At 65.7% G+C, this 17,669-nt stretch carries 17 protein-coding genes; 13 read left to right on the top strand and 4 right to left on the bottom strand.

Annotated elements, in window-relative coordinates:
• Nucleotides 1-322: M17 family peptidase N-terminal domain-containing protein (locus tag IC66_RS0102260; RefSeq protein ID WP_038946524.1), on the bottom strand; the 322-nt coding region annotated here is incomplete at its 3' end.
• 339 nt (nt 323-661) lie between these two features.
• Here IC66_RS0102260 and lptF point away from each other — a divergent pair.
• The 9 genes from lptF to IC66_RS0102215 all read left to right on the top strand — a co-directional run bounded on the left by lptF (nt 662) and on the right by IC66_RS0102215 (nt 10,759).
• Complete coding sequence (lptF, locus tag IC66_RS0102255) at nt 662-1,831, top strand: LPS export ABC transporter permease LptF (RefSeq protein WP_028145004.1); 1,170 nt, start codon at nt 662-664, stop codon at nt 1,829-1,831.
• Nucleotides 1,828-2,925, top strand: a complete 1,098-nt coding sequence (lptG, locus tag IC66_RS0102250; protein ID WP_038946522.1) for an LPS export ABC transporter permease LptG — start codon at nt 1,828-1,830, stop codon at nt 2,923-2,925. The genes lptF and lptG overlap by 4 nt, the downstream gene beginning before the upstream one ends.
• The gene (locus IC66_RS0102245; RefSeq protein WP_038946521.1) at nt 2,925-5,414 is read left to right on the top strand and encodes an LPS-assembly protein LptD; all 2,490 of its coding nucleotides are present in this window, start codon (nt 2,925-2,927) and stop codon (nt 5,412-5,414) included. The genes lptG and IC66_RS0102245 overlap by 1 nt, the downstream gene beginning before the upstream one ends.
• 69 nt (nt 5,415-5,483) lie before the next feature.
• On the top strand, nt 5,484-6,419 hold the full coding sequence (locus tag IC66_RS0102240) for a SurA N-terminal domain-containing protein (protein WP_028145007.1): 936 nt from the start codon (nt 5,484-5,486) through the stop codon (nt 6,417-6,419).
• Nucleotides 6,419-7,456 (top strand): 4-hydroxythreonine-4-phosphate dehydrogenase PdxA, encoded by a 1,038-nt coding sequence (pdxA, locus tag IC66_RS0102235; protein ID WP_038946520.1) that lies wholly within the window; start codon nt 6,419-6,421, stop codon nt 7,454-7,456. The genes IC66_RS0102240 and pdxA overlap by 1 nt, the downstream gene beginning before the upstream one ends.
• A complete protein-coding gene (rsmA, locus tag IC66_RS0102230) occupies nt 7,456-8,316 on the top strand; it encodes a 16S rRNA (adenine(1518)-N(6)/adenine(1519)-N(6))-dimethyltransferase RsmA (RefSeq protein WP_028145009.1) in 861 nt (286 codons plus the stop codon). Before pdxA ends, rsmA begins: the two co-directional genes overlap by 1 nt.
• A gap of 16 nt (nt 8,317-8,332) precedes the next feature.
• Nucleotides 8,333-9,391 (top strand): alcohol dehydrogenase, encoded by a 1,059-nt coding sequence (locus IC66_RS0102225; protein WP_028145010.1) that lies wholly within the window; start codon nt 8,333-8,335, stop codon nt 9,389-9,391.
• A 74-nt stretch (nt 9,392-9,465) separates the two neighbouring features.
• Nucleotides 9,466-9,702 carry a hypothetical protein gene (locus IC66_RS0102220; RefSeq protein ID WP_028145011.1) on the top strand — a complete coding sequence of 79 codons (237 nt, stop codon included), beginning with the start codon at nt 9,466-9,468 and terminating at the stop codon, nt 9,700-9,702.
• Nucleotides 9,703-10,039: 337 nt separating this feature from the next.
• Complete coding sequence (locus IC66_RS0102215; protein WP_028145012.1) at nt 10,040-10,759, top strand: Crp/Fnr family transcriptional regulator; 720 nt, start codon at nt 10,040-10,042, stop codon at nt 10,757-10,759.
• Nucleotides 10,760-10,874: 115 nt separating this feature from the next.
• On the opposite strand, the gene IC66_RS0102210 is transcribed toward IC66_RS0102215, so the two are convergent.
• The gene (locus IC66_RS0102210; RefSeq protein WP_038946518.1) at nt 10,875-11,612 is read right to left on the bottom strand and encodes a Crp/Fnr family transcriptional regulator; all 738 of its coding nucleotides are present in this window, start codon (nt 11,610-11,612) and stop codon (nt 10,875-10,877) included.
• 158 nt (nt 11,613-11,770) lie between these two features.
• On the opposite strand from IC66_RS0102210, the gene IC66_RS0102205 reads away from it, so the two are divergent.
• Both IC66_RS0102205 and IC66_RS0102200 read left to right on the top strand, forming a co-directional pair.
• Entirely contained in the window at nt 11,771-12,004 is a 234-nt protein-coding gene (locus IC66_RS0102205; RefSeq protein WP_028145014.1) for a hypothetical protein, read from the top strand.
• Between the two features lie 16 nt (nt 12,005-12,020).
• The gene (locus tag IC66_RS0102200) at nt 12,021-12,722 is read left to right on the top strand and encodes a Crp/Fnr family transcriptional regulator (protein ID WP_028145015.1); all 702 of its coding nucleotides are present in this window, start codon (nt 12,021-12,023) and stop codon (nt 12,720-12,722) included.
• A gap of 50 nt (nt 12,723-12,772) precedes the next feature.
• Here IC66_RS0102200 and IC66_RS0102195 read toward each other — a convergent pair whose 3' ends face one another.
• Entirely contained in the window at nt 12,773-13,387 is a 615-nt protein-coding gene (locus IC66_RS0102195) for a cupin (RefSeq protein WP_038946517.1), read from the bottom strand.
• A 177-nt stretch (nt 13,388-13,564) separates the two neighbouring features.
• Nucleotides 13,565-14,845, bottom strand: coding sequence for an amidohydrolase family protein (locus IC66_RS0102190; RefSeq protein ID WP_038946516.1), 1,281 nt, complete (start codon nt 14,843-14,845; stop codon nt 13,565-13,567).
• 1,514 nt (nt 14,846-16,359) lie between these two features.
• Here IC66_RS0102190 and IC66_RS0102180 point away from each other — a divergent pair.
• Together IC66_RS0102180 and IC66_RS0102175 are read left to right on the top strand one after the other, a co-directional pair.
• On the top strand, nt 16,360-16,656 hold the full coding sequence (locus tag IC66_RS0102180; RefSeq protein WP_244429075.1) for a hypothetical protein: 297 nt from the start codon (nt 16,360-16,362) through the stop codon (nt 16,654-16,656).
• A gap of 132 nt (nt 16,657-16,788) precedes the next feature.
• A partial coding sequence (locus IC66_RS0102175) for a hypothetical protein (RefSeq protein WP_049806440.1) occupies nt 16,789-17,669 on the top strand: 881 nt, incomplete at its 3' end.

The following is a 17,669-nucleotide window of genomic DNA, read 5'->3' as shown; positions in this document are numbered from 1 at the left end:
CGGCCGCCCCGGCGGCAAGCTTGCCCGCCGCCACACCGCCGAATTTGAGGAAATCGTTCGCCTTCAGGCCGGCCGCCTTGCCGGCGCCGATCACGAGCAGACGGGTGGCCTTCACTCCTTCCGGCGCCAGGATGTCGAGCGCAGCCCCGGTCTTGCCCTTGAAGGCGGCGGCGACGGCCGCACGCTTCACGAGTTCGATAGCGCCGCCCAGGGCCTTGGCCGTCGCCGGACCGACCTTCAGGCTGTCGTCGCAAAACACGACCAGGATGCCACGGGCGGCGGCAGACAATGGGACAAAGCCGACCTTGATGGCATCGGACATGGGTAACTCCTTCAAAAATCTTGGTCTTTTTGCTGGTCACGGTTCCTGGCCAGGGCCGGACCTGAACGGCGATTCACTAAGCCTTCCGCACTATGGGCCAGCGCCCCGGCAGATGCCAAGCACCCCCCGTGGCCTCAAGGCCACAACGAGGGAAATATTAACCATATTATGAGGGTGCCACGGGGCAGCCATTTTGTTGACGGATCAAAGGGATGGTAGTGAGAGAGTGAGCTGGCGGAAGAGGCGCTCGCCAACCTTGGGGATCCCCTGATCGGGGATTGGTTGGACAGCGGAGTTTCGGCCGACATTGGGGACTTGGTGGGATTCGTGCGGTAGCGCATGGGGTCGATCGATAGGTATATCTTCCGCACGACGCTGGCGTCGTTTGCGCTGATCCTGGTCAGCCTCACCGGCGTGATCTGGATTACGCAGGCGTTGCGCGGCATCGACCTGATGACGAGCCAGGGACAGACCATCCTCACCTTCCTGGGCATCACCAGCCTCGTCGTGCCGGCCCTGGTCCTGATCATCTCGCCGATCGCGCTGATGATCGCGATCTCGCACACGCTGAACAAGCTCGCGACCGATTCCGAGATCATCGTGATGAATGCCGCCGGCCTGTCGCCGTTCCGGCTGTTCTATCCGTTCTTCTACGCCACCTGCGTGGTGGCGCTGCTGGTTGCCTTCATCGCGGCCTATCTCGCCCCCGACGGCATGCGGCGGATCAAGCAGTGGGATGCCGAGATCACCGCGGACGTGCTCACCAACATCCTGCAGCCCGGCCGCTTCGCCCAGCTCGACAAGAACCTCACGATCCGGATTCGCGAACGCCAGCCCGGCGGCATCCTTGCCGGCATCTTCATCGACGACCGCCGCGATCCCAACGAGCGCGTCTCGATCGTCGCCGAGCACGGCGAGGTCGTGAAGAACGAGACCGGCTCGTTCCTGGTGTTGGAGACCGGCAATCTCCAGCGCTTCGAGGCGGGCAAGCGCGATCCCGCGCTGGTGGCCTTCGGCCGCTACGGCTTCGACATGTCGAAGTTCTCCAACCAGGGCCGCGACGTCACCCTCGGCATCCGCGAGCGCTATCTCTGGGAGCTGCTCGCGCCGTCCGACAACGACCCCGTCTACAAGCAGATTCCCGGCCAGTTCCGCTCAGCCCTGCATGATAGCCTGCTCGCGCCGATCTATCCCTTCGCCTTCGCCGTGCTGACCTTCGCCTTCCTCGGTGCGCCCCGCACCACCCGCCAGAGCCGTAATTTCTCGATCGGCACTTCGGTCGTTGCGGTGTTCGGCCTGCGCATGGCCGGCTTTGCCTGCTCGGTCATGGCGGTGAAATCGCCGAGCCCGGTGCTGGTACAATATGCGATGGTCATGGGCGCCATCGGCGTCGGGCTGTGGATGATCATCCGCGGCGTCGTGGTCGAGCCGCCCCCGGGCCTCATGGAGGCCATCAACAGGTCGAACGCGCGCATCGCGCAACTGTTCGGACGGCCAGCCACCGCATGAGCATGCTCACCAACACACTCGGACGCTATTTCGCCGGCCGCTTCGTGGTCGCGGCGCTCGGCGTGTTCGCGGGCATTTTCCTGCTGCTGGTGCTGGTCGACTACATCGAGATGGTGCGCAAGACCTCGGGGCTGGCGTCCGCTTCGGCGCTCATGGTGGCCGAGACCTCGCTGTTCAGGGTGCCGCAACTGCTGGAGAAGCTGACGCCGTTCTGCATGCTGATCGGCGCCATGACCTGTTATCTCGCCCTCTCCCGCCGGCTCGAGCTCGTGGTTGCGCGCGCCGCCGGCATCTCCGCATGGCAGTTCATTTCACCGGCGCTCGGCAGCGCGCTCCTGATCGGGGTGATCGCAACCGTCGCCTACAATCCGATGTCGGCGAATCTGCGTGAGCTCTCCAAGCGCATGGAAGCCGAGTTGTTCGGCTCGGCGCCCGGCGGCGGCATCCAGGACGCTTCCGGCTTCTGGCTCAATCAGGTGACCAGCGACGGCCAGACCATCATCAACGCCGCGCGCAGCGAGCAGCAGGGCGTCCGACTCACCGGCCTGACGCTGTTCCGCTTTGACACAGACAGTCACTTCAAGGAGCGGATCGAGGCGCGCGAGGCGACACTGGAGTCCGGCCACTGGCTGTTCAAATCCGTTCGCCGCTTCTCGCTGGACTCCCCGCCGATCGACCAGGCCACCCTGGAGATTCCAACGACGCTCACCGAGGCGCAGGTCCGCAACAGCTTTTCCACCCCCGAGACTGTGTCCTTTTGGCAACTACCGAGCTACATCCGCTCATCCGAGAGCTCAGGCTTCGCGACAGCCGGATACCGACTCCAGTATCAGAAGCTTCTGGCACAGCCGTTTTTGCTTGCGGCCATGGTGATGCTCGCGGCCTCCGTGTCGTTGCGCTTCTTCCGGATGGGCGGCGTGCAGAAGATGGTTTTGAGTGGCGTGGGCGCAGGCTTTCTGCTCTACGTTCTGTCGAAAGTGACTGAAGACTTGAGCAAGGCTGAGTTGATGCATCCGATCGCTGCGGCGTGGTTGCCCGTGGTGGTGGGCGGCCTCACCGGCTTTTTGGCCTTGTTGTACCAGGAGGACGGTTAGTGACTGCCGTCCATCGAGGACCCGTGTCTCGTTTGACGCGCCGCATCGTGATGCGCGCGAACGGGTCCGGCTTGTCTCTTCGCAGGCTCATGATGGCTGTCGCTGCCGTGGCATCGCTCGGCGCGCTGATCGACGTTGCTGCCGTGGCCCCCGCCTCGGCCCAGAGCTTCACCTATAATCCGCTGCCGCCGCGTCCGAAGCCGCCGAAGGCCGCCAACGACAACCAGATGCTGGTTCAGGCGACCGAGGTCGACTACGACTACAACAATTCACGCGTCTCCGCGGTCGGTAACGTCCAGCTGTTCTACAACGGCACCAGCGTCGAGGCCGACAAGGTCATCTACGACCAGAAGACCAAGCGGCTGCATGCCGAAGGCAACATCCGCATGACGGATGCCGACGGCAAGATCACCTATGCCGAGATCATGGATCTCTCCGACGATTACCGCGACGGTTTCGTCGATTCGCTGCGTGTGGACACGGCCGACCAGACCCGCATGGCCGCGAGCCGCGCCGACCGCTCCAGCGGCAACTACACAGTGTTCGAGAACGGCGTCTACACGGCCTGCGCGCCGTGTAAGGACGATCCGAAGAAGCCGCCGCTGTGGCAGGTCAAGGGTGCCCGCATCATCCATGACCAGCAGGAGAAGATGCTGTATTTCGAGACGGCGCAGATCGAATTCTTCGGTGTGCCGCTCGCTTACATGCCCTATTTCTCGACGCCCGACCCGACCGTGAAGCGCAAGAGCGGCTTCCTGATGCCGGGCTATGTTTCCGGCACGACGAACACGGGCTATGGCGTCGAGGTTCCCTATTATTGGGCGATCGCGCCCGACATGGACGCGACCATCAACCCCCGCTTCTTGTCGCGGCAAGGCGTGCTGCTGCAGGGAGAATTCCGGCAGCGCCTGATCGACGGCGCCTACCAGATCCGCGCCTATGGCATCGACCAGCTCGATCCCGGCGCGTTCTCCGGGCAGCCGGGCGACAAGCAGTTCCGCGGCGCCGTCGACACCAAGGGTCAGTTCGCGCTGAACGACAAATGGGTCTGGGGTTGGGACGGCGTCCTGATGTCCGACTACTATTTCTTCTCGGACTACCGGCTCTACCAGTACCGCGATCCGCTCGGCTCGTTCCTGCTGCTGCCGACAGAGGCGCTGTCGCAGCTCTATCTGACCGGCGTCGGCAACCGCAGCTTCTTCGACGCGCGCACGATGTACTGGCTGAGCTATTCGGGTAACCAGAGCCAGGTGCCGATCGTCTATCCGGTGATCGACTACTCCAACGTGCTCAACTATCCGGTGTTCGGCGGCGAGTTCAGCTACAAGACCAATTTCGTGAACATGTCGCGTGACCAGGCGGTGTTCGATCCGATCACCACGATCGCGAACACCAACAGCCTGTGCACGACGGCGTCGGCCGATCCGCTCGCCCGCACGCCGTCGCAGTGCCTGCTGCGCGGCTTCCCCGGCACCTACACCCGCCTCACGGCCGAGGCGCAGTGGCGCAAATCCTTCACCGATCCGCTCGGCCAGATCTGGACGCCGTTCGCCAGCCTGCGCGCCGACGCGATCAACTCCTCGGTTTCCAACCAGCCGGGCGTGTCGAACTATCTCCCCGTCGGCGACACCCAGGCGTTCCGCCTGATGCCGACCGTGGGCCTGGAATACCGCTACCCTTTCATCAACATTCAGCCCTGGGGCTCGACCACCGTCGAGCCGATCGCGCAGATCATCATCCGGCCGAACGAGACCTATGCCGGCAAGCTCCCGAACGAGGACGCCCAGAGCATGGTGTTCGACGCCTCGAACCTGTTCAGCGTCGACAAGTTCTCCGGCTACGACCGCGTCGAGGGTGGCGGCCGCGCCAATGTCGGCGTGCAGTCCACCACGCAGTTCGACAAGGGCGGCGCCGTCAAGGCCCTGTTCGGCCAGTCCTACCAGCTGTTCGGCATGAACTCCTTCGCGGTCCAGGACCCCATCAATACCGGCCTCAATTCCGGCCTGGACAAGCCGCGTTCCGATTACGTCGCGAGCGCCAGCTACTCGCCCAACAGCACCTACACGTTCAGCGTTCGCTCCCGCATGGACGAGCAGACCTGGAACGTGCAGCGCTTCGAGGCGGAAGGCCGCGCCAACTTCAATCGCTGGGCGGTCAGCGTGCTGTACGGCAATTACGCGGCGCAGCCGGAGCTCGGCTATCTGACCCGCCGCGAGGGCATCCTGACCTCGGGCTCCATAAAGCTCGCGACCAACTGGGTGGTGTCGGGCTCGGCGCGGTGGGACCTCGAGGCCAACAAGATCAACCAGTATGTGCTCGGTGCCGGCTATGTCGACGATTGCTTCGTGCTGGCGGCGAACTACGTAACTTCGTATAGCTACTCGGCGGGCACCGCGCCGCCCGTCCTGAGCCATGCGTTCATGTTCCAGATCGGCCTGCGCACGCTGGCGACCTCGTCGACGACCAGCAGTTCCGCCGGCCTCCAGTGAACGGTTTGAAGTGCCGGCCGCGCTTGCCCCCATCACAGGCTCGACGCGGCTGACATGCGAGCGACAATCATGACGACCCCATTGCCCGTCTTCCGCCTTCTCCTCGCCATCGCTGCCGGACTGGTCCTGACCGGACTGCCCTCGCCGTCGCGCGCGCAGAACATCGTCGTCATGGTCAACGGCGACCCGATCACCGATTTCGACATCGAGCAGCGCTCCAAGCTCGACCAGCTGACGACGCAGAAGACCCCGAGCCGGCAGGAGGTCATCAACGAGCTGATCGACGACAAGGTGAAGATGAAGGAGGGCAAGAAGTTCGGGGTCGATCCCGGCGTCTCCGACATCAACCAGTCCTACGAAGGCATGGCGCAGCGCATGCGCATCACGCCGGACCAGCTCACCAAGTCGCTCGAATCCAAAGGCGTGCGCCCCGAGACGCTGAAGGGCCGCATGAAGGCCGAGATGGTCTGGACCAGCCTCGTGCGCGGCCGCTTCAAGGAGAAGCTGCTCGTCGGCGAGCGCGACGTCGCGCAGGCCGTGCAGGCCCAGACCGGCGACAAGCTCCAGATCGAGGGCACCGAATACAAGATGCAGCCGATCGTGCTGATCGTGCCGCGCGGCTCGTCCGCCGCGTTCCTGGAAACACGGAAGAAGGAAGCCGAGAGCTATCGCGCGCGCGTCGGAAGCTGCGAGGAAGCCAACTCGCTGTTCCGCTCGACGCCGAACGCCACCATCCGCGACAGCGTCACCAAGACCACCGCGGAGCTGCCCGAGGCGCTGCGCAAGGTGCTCGACGACACCCCGATCGGCCATTTGACGGCGCCCGAGATGACCAAGAACGGCATCGAGATGGTGGTGCTGTGCTCGCGCAAGCCGACCATGATCGACACGCCGAAGAAGCGCGAGGTCCGCGAGAAGATGTATCAGGAGAAGTACGAGAAGACCCAGAAGGCCTATCTCGACGAACTCCGCAAGGCGGCGATGATCGAATATCGCAACCGCTGATGGCCAATCGCGCAGCCAAACCGCATACCCTTCCCCTTGCCCTGACCCTGGGAGAGCCCGCCGGCATCGGCCCCGACATCACGATCGCAGCCTGGCTCCGGCGCCGTGAACTGAACCTGCCCGCCTTCTATCTGCTCGGCGACGAGGCGCTGATCGCCCGGCGCGCCAAGGCGCTCGCCGCCGCGCTGGGTGCCGACGTCAAGACCGCGGCGGTGAGCCCGGACGAGGCCGCTTCCGCCTTCATTGACGCCCTCCCGGTGGTCGCCACCGGCGAGCGCGCAACCGCCGAGCCCGGGACGCCCGACGCATCGAGCGCGCCGGCCGCGCTCGCCTCGATCCGGCAGGCGGTCACCGATGTCCGCGAGGGCCGCGCCGGCGCCGTCGTCACCAATCCGATCGCCAAGAGCGTGCTCTACCGCTCAGGCTTCCGTCATCCCGGCCACACCGAATTCCTCGCCGAGCTCGCTGCGGAAGGCGGCCGCGTGCCGCAGCCGGTGATGATGCTGTGGTCGCCGCGGCTCGCGGTGGTGCCCGTGACCATCCACGTCTCGATCCGCGATGCGCTGGCAGAGCTCACCAGCGAGCTGATCGTCTCGACTGTTCGCATCGTCGCAGCCGAGCTGAAATCCCGCTTTGGCATCGCGCAGCCGCGCATCGCGGTCTCCGGCCTCAACCCGCATGCCGGCGAGGACGGCTCGCTCGGTCACGAGGAGCAGACGATCATCGCCCCCGCACTCAAGACGCTGCGTGGCGACGGCATCGAGGCCAGGGGCCCGCTGCCCGCCGACACCATGTTCCACGAGGCCGCGCGCAGCACCTATGACTGCGCCATCTGCATGTATCACGACCAGGCGCTGATCCCGATCAAGACCGTCGCCTTCGACGACGCCGTCAACGTCACGCTCGGCCTGCCTTTCATCCGCACCTCGCCTGATCACGGCACCGCCTTCGACATCGCCGGCACCGGCAAGGCCAATCCGGCCAGCCTGATCGCGGCGCTTCAGCTGGCCAGCCGCATGGCGGCTTCGCAAAGCTGATGAGCGCGATCGACGACCTCCCGCCGCTCCGCGAGGTCATTCGCCAGCACGCGCTGTCGGCGCGCAAATCGCTCGGCCAGAATTTCCTGCTCGACCTCAATCTCACCGCCCGCATCGCGCGCGCGGCAGTGCCACTCGAAGATTCCACCATCGTCGAGATCGGCCCGGGCCCGGGCGGGCTGACACGCGCGCTGCTCGCGCTCGGCGCGAGGCGCGTCATCGCCATCGAGCATGACGAGCGGGCGATCCCGGCATTGCAGGATATTTCCGCGCGCTACCCTGACAGGCTCGAGATCGTGCATGGCGATGCCATGACCTTCGATCCCCGCCCGCTGCTCAATGGCGAACGCGCGAAGATCGTCGCCAACCTGCCCTACAACATCGCGACCCAGCTCTTGATCGGCTGGCTCACCACCGAGCCCTGGCCGCCCTGGTACGACATGATGGTGTTGATGTTCCAGCGCGAGGTCGGCGAGCGCATCGTCGCGCGCGAGGACGAGGAGGCCTATGGCCGGCTCGGCGTGCTCGCCAATTGGCGTTGCGAGACCAAGATCCTGTTCGACATTGCGCCGTCCGCCTTCGTGCCGCCGCCCAAGGTCACCTCCTCCGTCGTGCGCCTCACGCCGCGCGCCGAGCCGCTTGCCTGCGATCGCAAGCTGCTCGAGCAGGTCGCCGCGGCCGCCTTCGGTCAGCGCCGGAAAATGTTGCGGCAGAGTCTGAAGTCGCTGGGCGTCGACCCCGCGCGGCTCGCTGCGGCCGCCGGCGTCGATGCGACGCGGCGCGCCGAGACCATTCCGATCTCGGGCTTTGTTGCCATGGCCTGTGAATTGGCCAATATACGAACCGAAACAGAGCGATAATTTCGGAGGAAGAAATATGGCGTTGATGCGTCGGCAGTCCCTGGTCAAGTTTGATGCGCCGCTGTGCGAGACCATCGTCGACACGCCGAAGCCGAAAGGCGCCGAGGTGCTGGTGCGGATCGAGCGCTGCGGCCTCTGCCATTCCGACCTGCACATCCAGGACGGCTATGCCGATCTCGGCGGCGGCAAGAAGCTCGACACCACGCGCGGCATGACGCTGCCCTTCACGCTCGGCCACGAGATTGCCGGCGTCGTCGACGAAGTCGGCCCCGACGTCGCCGCCGGCCTCGTCGGCGCGAAGAAGGCCGTCTTCCCCTGGATCGGCTGCGGCCACTGCCGCGACTGCGCCAATGGCGACGAGAATCTCTGCGTGAAGCAGCGCTTCCTCGGCGTCTCCATCGACGGCGGCTTCGCCACCCACGTGCTGGTGCCCGACGCGAAATATCTGCTCGACTACGATCCCCTGCCCGTCAACCAGGCCGCGACCTTGATGTGCTCCGGCGTCACCGCCTATGGCGCGCTCAAGCGCCTGGTCGACCGTCCGCGCCAGCGCAATCTGCTGCTGATCGGTCTCGGCGGCGTCGGCATGATGGGCCTGTCGTTCGCGCAGGCGATGTTCAAGCAGCCGATCACGGTCGCCGACCTGTCGCCGGCCGCGCGCGACACCGCGCTGAAGAGCGGCGCAGCCAACGCCTACGATCCGTCCGAGCCCGACGTGATCAAGCGCATCCTGAAGGAGACCGAAGGCGGCTTCGACGAGATCGTCGATTTCGCCGGCAACGAGAAGTCGATGGCCTTTGCGGTCGCGGTCGCCGCGCGCGGCGGCAAGATCGTGGTCTCCGGCCTGATGGGCGGCCAGTTCACATTGCCGATGGTGCAATGGGTCTACAAACGCATGACCATCGAGGGTTTCATGGTCGGAACGCTCAAGGAGGCCCAGGAGCTGATGGCGCTGGCGCGCGCCGGCAAGATCAAGCCGACGCCGATGCGCGAGGAGCCGATGGGCGACGTCCAGAAATGGATCGACGAGCTTCGTGCCGGCAAGGTCGTCGGCCGCATCGTGCTGAAGAACTGAGCCGCACGCAGCGGGCCCGACGCAAGTTGGGCCCGCGTGACGGAACGCCTGCTGCCCCGCCGCGTTGGCAGCCCATGTCCATTCGTTGCACCGTCGAAAGCGCATTCTTCATCGCCTGGAGCTGCCTGGAGCAGAGCGGCGAGCTCGGTCCGCCGGACGAGAGCGCCAACGTCATTCTCGACGCCATCGAAGGTCAGCTCAGAACCGGCGAACGCCGGCAGCTGATGCTCGCCAACAAGGCGATCGACGCCTATCGCGCGCACGCAGCGCTGCACCGATCTTCGTGGAATCGCGAAGCACGCTTCGGGTGATGATCGTCGCCGCCCCTCGGGCCGCCGGCCCAGCGGCGTTTTGGCGGATTGAGGCCGGCGGTCCTCGGGCAAAGCGCACGGAATACGGCGCTCGGCGCCACATGCTACGCCAATCCGCAAGCGCGCTATGTTCACTCCTGAACAGACCTCGCCAGATCAGCGCTGCGCTAAGAACGCGCATGCAGACTCGCCCCTACCAACTTCCGGGAGTCCAAGCCCGCGCGCTAGCATCTCAACTATGCACGGCCGCTTGTGTGCACTTTGGAACCGTCGGTTCCGCTGCGGAAACGTAGGGTTCTGGCTGGCGCCGATTCCCGGCCAGCCCAGAGAAGAAACTGTGACCGGTCGGCCCCCGAACGATCTGCTCCGGCAGCTCACCCACCAGGATTTCGAACTGCTCGCGCCTCACCTCCAGCCGGTCGAACTCGCGGCGAGCCACGTCCTGCATCACGCCGGCGACGACGTGGCGGCGGTACACTTTCCCTGCGGTTCCGCACTGGTATCGTTCGCCGTGCCGGTCGAGGACGATCGCGAGGTCGAAAGCCTGCTGGTGGGCCGTGAGGGTGCGGTGGGCCTTGCCGCAGGCCGCAACCCTTCGCTCGCATATTCGCGCATTGTCGTGAAGCTGGGCGGCACCCTCGTCCGGCTGCCACTGCGCGCACTCGAGCAGGCACAGCAGCGGTCGGCCACGCTTCAGGAGGTCTTTTCGCGCTACGCCGACTGCCAATTCGCGCAGCTGCTGCAGACGGCGGCCTGCAACGCCGCTCATTCGATCGAGCAGCGCGCCGCCAAATGGATCATCTCCGCGAAAGAGAGTATCGGCGGGGCCGAGATCCCCCTCACCCACGAGCAACTCGCCGGCATGCTCGGCGTCTCCCGCAGCTATGCCAGCCGCGTCATCCAGATGTTCAAGGCAAGGCGCATCCTCGCGACCCGCCGCGGCGCCATCCTGATCCTCGACGGGACAGCGCTCGAAGCCAGAGCCTGCAGCTGCAACGATTGGGTAAGGAAGCATTTTGATGAGGTGCTGGGCGGAGCAACACCTGCCGATGGCTAAAGCGCGATACGATCAGGATGCATTCGTCATTCGCGCTTCAGGTTGTCGTTCGAGCTTGATCTTTTCGGAAAACCGCTGCGCACTTGTCCGGATCATGCTTTAGCGCCGTTGCGGCTCACGTCTCCGGTGGCGACTGACGCTTCAGATGCAGATAGGCCGGGCTGAAATCGCCGAGCCGCTGCAGCTCGCGCCATTTCAGGACGATGAGCTCCCCGTCGCGCAGATCCATCGCGCCGCCCCGTCTAAGGTCAGCGAGCGTCCGGTTCACCGTCGCGATCGCCATGCCCAGCGTCTCGCCGAGCTGCACCAGGCTGATCGGCAGGCGGAAGCGATTGCCGCGGATGAGCTGCGCGGCGCGGGCGCGGTAGAACAGCTCGCAGAACAGGTGCGCCATGCGCGCCTGCATCGGCCGGGCGCTGTTGTTGGTGATGGCCTCGCGGAAGATCGAGGCATCGAGCAGCGTCTCGCGCCAGACCGAGAGCGCGAAAGTGGGCCGGCGCCGGAAGGCCGTGAACAATTCGCGATGCGGAATGAAGGCAACCGAGGCGTGCCCGAGCGCGGAGAGCCCATGGTCCATCTGGTCGATGAACAGGCCCTGGGAATCCGGCAGGTCACCGGAGATATGGAACGCGAGATATTGCCGCCCCCCGCTGCCGAGCAGATGGTAACGCGCCACCATGCCGGAGACGACCAGCGCCGAATGTTCGGGCTCGTCACCCTGGCGGATGAAATCCTCGTTGGGCGCGACATCGCGCTGCGTAAAGGTGAGCGCGCGGATCTCGTCGAGATCCTCCCCGGTGAGCGCGGTGTGCTCGCTCAGGTTCCGGATCAGCACGTCGTGGGCTTTTTCCATGAGACCACCAAAAATCGCGCCGGATCTATCAAATGATACTTCTGGCCTCGGTTCAGCGGACTAGAACGCGAGACGGACGCACAGGTTGCTAATCCGTTTGCGATCGTACGGGTCGCACCCACACCACACCTCGATCACCAACCGAGCCGGTCCTTCTCATGAGCCCTACGACGATCCTGGAGCGCATCCGCGGCCTGTTCGCATCCGAGACCAGCGAACACCTCGACTGCATCAGCGATGCCTTCGAAAAAGGCACGCTGCGCGAGCCGGCGCATCCGATGTCGGATCAGGAACTCGCCCACGCCATCCGCGAGTTCCGCAGCACCGAGGTCTCCGACTGGACCATCGCAAAGCTCTCGCGGCGCTTCATCGACGTGCCGCGAGACTGCTGAAGCACGCGCGAGGCTCATGCCGCATCCGAAGTTCATCGCGCGTCTCCAGGCCATCGAAGGCCTGTCCGAGGACGAACGCCGGCAGATCGCGGGCCTGCCGTCCACGCTACGCCAGGTCGCGGACGGCGAGATCGTGCTGCGTCAGGGCGAGGCCGCCGCGCGCTGCGTCTTCGTCGTCAGCGGCTTCCTCTACCAGGCCCGCATCGTCGGCGATCGCAGCCAGATCCTCGCGTTCCACGTTCCCGGCGACATGCCCTGCCTGCACACGCTGCTGGTCTCGCCGACGGATGCGGACCTCGTCGGCCTCGGCCCGACCGTCGTCGGCTACGTCGGGCACAGCCAGCTCCGCCAGCTGCTCGACGGCTCGATCCATCTGACCCGCGCGTTCTGGCGCGAGACGCTGATCGATGCGGCGATCTCGCGGCAATGGATCGCCCGGCTCGGCGCGCAGGCGGCCTTGCCGAAGGTCGCGCATCTGATCTGCGAGCTCGCGGCGCGGCTGGAGATCGTCGGCCTTCTCAAGGACGCCTGCTTCCAGATGCCGATGACGCAGCGGCACGTCGCCGATGCCTGCGGCCTGTCGATCGTGCACGTCAATCGCACCATCCAGGAACTGCGGCATCGCGGATTGATCGCATGGGAGGGCAACGAGATCGAGCTGCTGCAGCCCGACGAGTTGCGCAGGTTTGCCGATTTCACGCCCGACTATCTGACCTGAGCGCGGTGGGTGAGCGCGGAGAATGGGTGAGCGGAGCGCTACCCCTCGCGTCACGAACGCGACCGCGCGGTCCGCCATGATGTGAGCAGCGGACCCCCGCGGCCGAGGACAGGATCCGACTTCGGCTTGCGGACCTTGGCGATGCGCGTGACGGCATCGAGACGCTCTCGCATGTCGGTGCACTCGTCGTACGTCCCGTCCTGCGGATACGCTCCGACGACCCCGAAGTCCCGGCTGGATTCGATCAACCGGTGTCCGGTGCCGGCGGGCAGCACCAGAACGTCGCCGGCTTTCACACGGAGGATGCGCCCCTTGATCCCGCCGCACTCGACCCTGGCGGTGCCGCGCGCCACGCCCATCACTTCGTGGATCTGCGAATGATAATGGACGAAGTCATACACGGTGTCCCGCCACGACCGACCCCAGCCGTTTGTATCGAACAGCGTGTCGATGATGACCTCGGGGGGAAAGCGCCTGGACTTCAGATTCACCGCGCCGCGATAGAGCAACACCGGAAAACGCGGATTGTTCGGCACGATGCCATCGTCGCGAAAGCGGAAAGCTGCCGGCTTCCGGGGCCGCACCAGCGCCCGCAGCGTTGCCGCATCGGGATGCTCCTCCACCAGCTTCTTGGCGAGATTCCTGATCTGGTCCTTGATCGGCATGGCCTGTCCTCAGCCACGATTCAACGACGGCGGGGGTGAGAAGTTTCCAGGCGAACGGGCTCGATCAGCAGCAGGGCTCACCCCATCCTGCGGGCTGCAGCCTCGATGCAGCCTGGACAACTCGCGCGTCGCACTGGTTCATGCGGGTCCCCACAACAGCTGAGACCGGCCGGCTCTCTATCGCACCGCGAACGGCGCCTGATAAGGCCGGCCGAACGGCACGCCGTTGATGACAGTCTGGACCGGCTTGAGCTGGGCCTTGCCGTCTCTCTTGTTGTTGCGGGTGTCGAGGAAGCTGACCGGCCCCTCCACCAGCTCCATGATGGCGACGTCGCCGGGCGCTCCGACTTGCAGGGTGCCGATCTTCGGCGCGCGATTGATGATCTTCGCCGGAGCCGTGGTGGCCATCGCGACCACCTGCTCCAGCGTGAAGCCCAGCGTCATGAACTTGCTCATCACGTTGGGCAGGAACGGGATGCCCGGCGAATTGCCGGAGAAGACATGGATATCGGAGGAGATGGTGTCCGGCGTGCATCCGCCGGGGATCGCCACTTCCGCCACGGTGAAATCGAAGCTGCCGCCGCCATGACCGACGTCGAAGATGACGCCACGCTGCTTCGCCGCCAGGGCCGCTGGCAGCAGCTTGCCCTCCTGGACGATATTGGTGAAGACGTTGGACATGTTCGGTGCGCCCGAATAGGCATGGGTCAGCACGTCGCCCGGGCGGAGCAGGTCGAGGATCTGCGACATCAGCTCCTTGGACTCGACGCCGCCGATATGCACCATCATCTTCGCCGGCCAGCCGCACATCTCGCAAGCCTGGATGCCGCGCTTCAGCGGCTCGAGCCCATGCTTGTAGATCACGTTCTCCGACATCCGCACTTTGACCCCGAGCAGGAAATCAGCGTTCTCGGCGAGCGCCATCGCGCAGGCTTCGGTCTGGGCGACGTCGATATTGTACAGCTCCGCGACCGGGAACGCCGACAGGCCGTTATTGGCGATATGGACGAAGGCATACATCCGCGCCCGCGTCTGGGCCACGATGAACCGGCGCAGCGCCGCCAGATTGTTGACCCCGGCGTCGCCCGCGGACACGACGGTTGTCGTGGCCTGGAATTGCACCAGCTCGTCGGCGGGAATACCGATTGCCGAGCCGTAGGGGTAGACGTGACTATGCAGATCGATGAGACCGGGCATCACGAGCTTGCCTGACGCGTCGATGCTCTTCAGCGCGCGCTCGGCCGGGATCGCCTCCTGTACCGTTTCGATCACGCCCCAGCGGATGCCGATATCGCGTCTGGCGCGCAGCGACTGGCTGGGGTCGAGCACCTCGCCGCCCCGGATCACCAGATCGTACTTGTCGTTCGGCCCCATCGCGGCGCCGGCGGGCGCGGCGAGACCGACAACTGCGGCTGACGTCGACAATGCCAGGAAATCGCGGCGTGACAACACGGACATGACGGCCCCCCATGCGCTTTTATTGGCGGCTACGGCCCCGCCTTGACGAGCAGATGCGCTTCTGCCGCCAACGTACGAGACCGGAATGAATGGAATTGGAATTGAAGCATCTTCGCGCGGATGATCCAATCCTATGACTGCACACGAGCCCTGAGGAGCCGCGAAATTTTCCGGAATCGCGTGAACCTTCCTGGGAAGAGCGCCGACTAAGCGAGCACATCCGCCGGGCCGCTTGGGTCATTCGTGGCGATGGGCCGTTTGCGCCATGCAGAACGGCAAGCAGAACTGACGGCGGCTCCCGAGAGGCGTCGGGCAAAACACCCGGTCAAGCCCTTGGCGTAAAAATATTCCACTTTCCCGAATTTCGGATTTATGGCATATCCTCGCCCATCCCGGCCCCTGCCAAAGGGGCGCTTCGCGATCGTCACGAGATGCGGGCCGGGTGGCGGTGGACGCGGTAGCGCCGGCGCGGCTCAGCATGATGACAGGGCGGGCAACCGTGAGTCCTCAGGCGACGCGATACGACACGGCGCGGTCACAGCGGTTTCGTCGATGCCTGGGGGCGAGCACACGCAAGCCTTCCGGGATTTCGGCGGGATCGTCCGCGGACGGAGAAGTCGTGTGGTCCTGACGCCCGGGGTCTGTGCGTCAAGGCTTGCGGTGATGCGGCGGCCCGACCGGGCACGCGCATCGATCATCCGCAAGGCGACGGGGGCAATAGTGCATCGCTCCCCGGGGAGAGCACGAAGGACACCGTTAAAACCAGCCGCGCAGGGAAGGCCGGGCGACCGGCATCACCTGTGGTCCACCCCGTGTGCATCTTCGTCGCGCACGGACTTGCGGGTGCCGCCGGCGCCCGGCCTTCCCTGCGCCCTTTGGTCTTCAAGGAGCGCGAACGACAGCAAGCCTCGGGCGAAACGCGCCGCGAGAGCGCGAAGGCGTGTCTGCACCACATACTCGGTGTCATCGCAGACAGCGTCACTTGGAGCGGGCTGCAACCTCATACTCCGTTATTGCGAGCGCCTCAGCCTCCTCGGCTCTCGTGCCCCGGACGCAGCGCAGCGCCCCTTAGCGGTGCGCTGCAGAGCCGGGGCCCATGTCGCAGCGGAGCGCGGGCAGCGCTGGGTCCCGGCTCTCGGCCGCAGCGTAAGAACGCTGCAGCGCGTCCGGGACACGTGTGTGGGTACCACCGTCTCTCGCACCACTTTTCGCGCGCGCCGGGCTGGTAGAGTGGCGCCATTATTTTGGGGAATTTTGATGCGCGCGAGGATTTTCAATCGCGTTTTGGGGCTGGCGACACTGGCCTTGCTTGTCGGCACTGCGGACGAGCTCAATTTCGACCCTGATACCCCCGACGGACTCACTCGCGCGATCACAAAGCTCCAGCAGCGGATTTCGATGGCGCCGAATGGAGAGCCGACCGAGGGCCTGTTGCTGCGCATGCGCAAGATGGAGGATCTCAAGCCCTGGGGCTCGATCGTCTACGGCCCGGACAACAGCAAATGGGGCATCTCGTGGAACCACGCCTCGCGGCGCGCGGCGGTGGCGGAGGTGGCGGGTTTGACGGCGCCTGGGTGGTCACCAGTGTCGGCTGCGGCGGCACCACGTCCGGTGCGGTCGTCGTCTCCTCGGGCAAGGTCATCGGCCAGGGTGTTACTGGCACCGTCAGCCCGAGCGGCTCGGTCAGCACGGTCGGTCAAGGCGACGGCGTGACCTTCACAGGCTCCGGCCGTCTCGGCGCTCGCAGCGGTTCCGGAACCTGGCGGCGCTCCGATGGCTGCGGCGGAACCTGGAGCTCGGCGAAGCAGTAACGCGCAAGGAAATGCCTGATCTCGCGGCGGAACGAACGCGCCGCAAGCCCAATTCAAGCCACATCCTCTCCGGATTTGCGGCTCATTGCCACCCAAGTCTTTGATGACAAAGGGCTGGTTAAGAGTTGCGTCATGCGTAACCGGGAGACCAGGATGGGCAACCGCACCGCAAAATTCGTATCCGCGCTAGTCGGCAGCATCATTGCCGGCGCGCCACTGGCCGCCGTGTCGCAGAACGCGCCGGCGCCATCGAGCACAGCCAACGCGGCCGCCGACTGCCTCGCCTCGCCGAAGGGCGCCGCGCCGCAGGGGCAACACTGGTACTATCGTCTCGACCGCACGACCAAGCGGCAATGCTGGTATCTGCGCGCCGCAGGCGGCAAATCCTCCCAAACCGCGCAGGCGACGACCGACGCGCCCGAGGCGGATTCGGCCGTGCCGCAAGCGATGCAGAACGCGCGCGCCGAATACACCGCTCCGCAGACGAGTGCCGCACCAGGCACGCCGAACATGAGCGCGCCCGCGCCCGCTGCAACCAATGCGCCGCCGGTCGCCCAGCAGCCGCCAAGCGGCGCGCCTGCGACCAACGCGCAGCAGCCGGCTGTGACCGCGCGCTGGCCCGAGGCCTCTCCGGCCTCCGCCGCGCCCACACCGCCGCCGGCCCCCGTTGCGGCCACCGCGCCGGCGGGCGCGAAGCCGGCAAAGCCTCCCGCGCCGATGGCCCTGGCCGGCGCAGACGGCTCCGCCGACAAGCCGGCCGGCTCGGTGCAGATGCTGCTGCTCGTGATCGGCGGCGCGCTGGCGCTCGCCGGCATCCTCGCCAGCATCATCTACCGCTTCGCCGGCGGACGCCTCCGCGTCCAGGCCGCCGACCGCCGCGGACGTTGGGACGATTGGACGCCGCAGGACCATGACGCAAGCCGCGCGCCCTGGCTCGGTGCGGAGCCGGCCGTCACGCCGCGCGCACAGCAGGGCCCCGTCGACTTCGATGAAGTTCGGCCGCCGCAGACCGC

This window comes from Bradyrhizobium genomosp. III (assembly GCF_000261705.1).
In the GTDB taxonomy this organism is placed as follows: Bacteria; Pseudomonadota; Alphaproteobacteria; order Rhizobiales; family Xanthobacteraceae; genus Bradyrhizobium; species Bradyrhizobium ottawaense.
The sequence above is the reverse complement of the archived record's forward strand: the minus strand, read 5'-3'. Positions and strand labels throughout refer to the sequence as shown.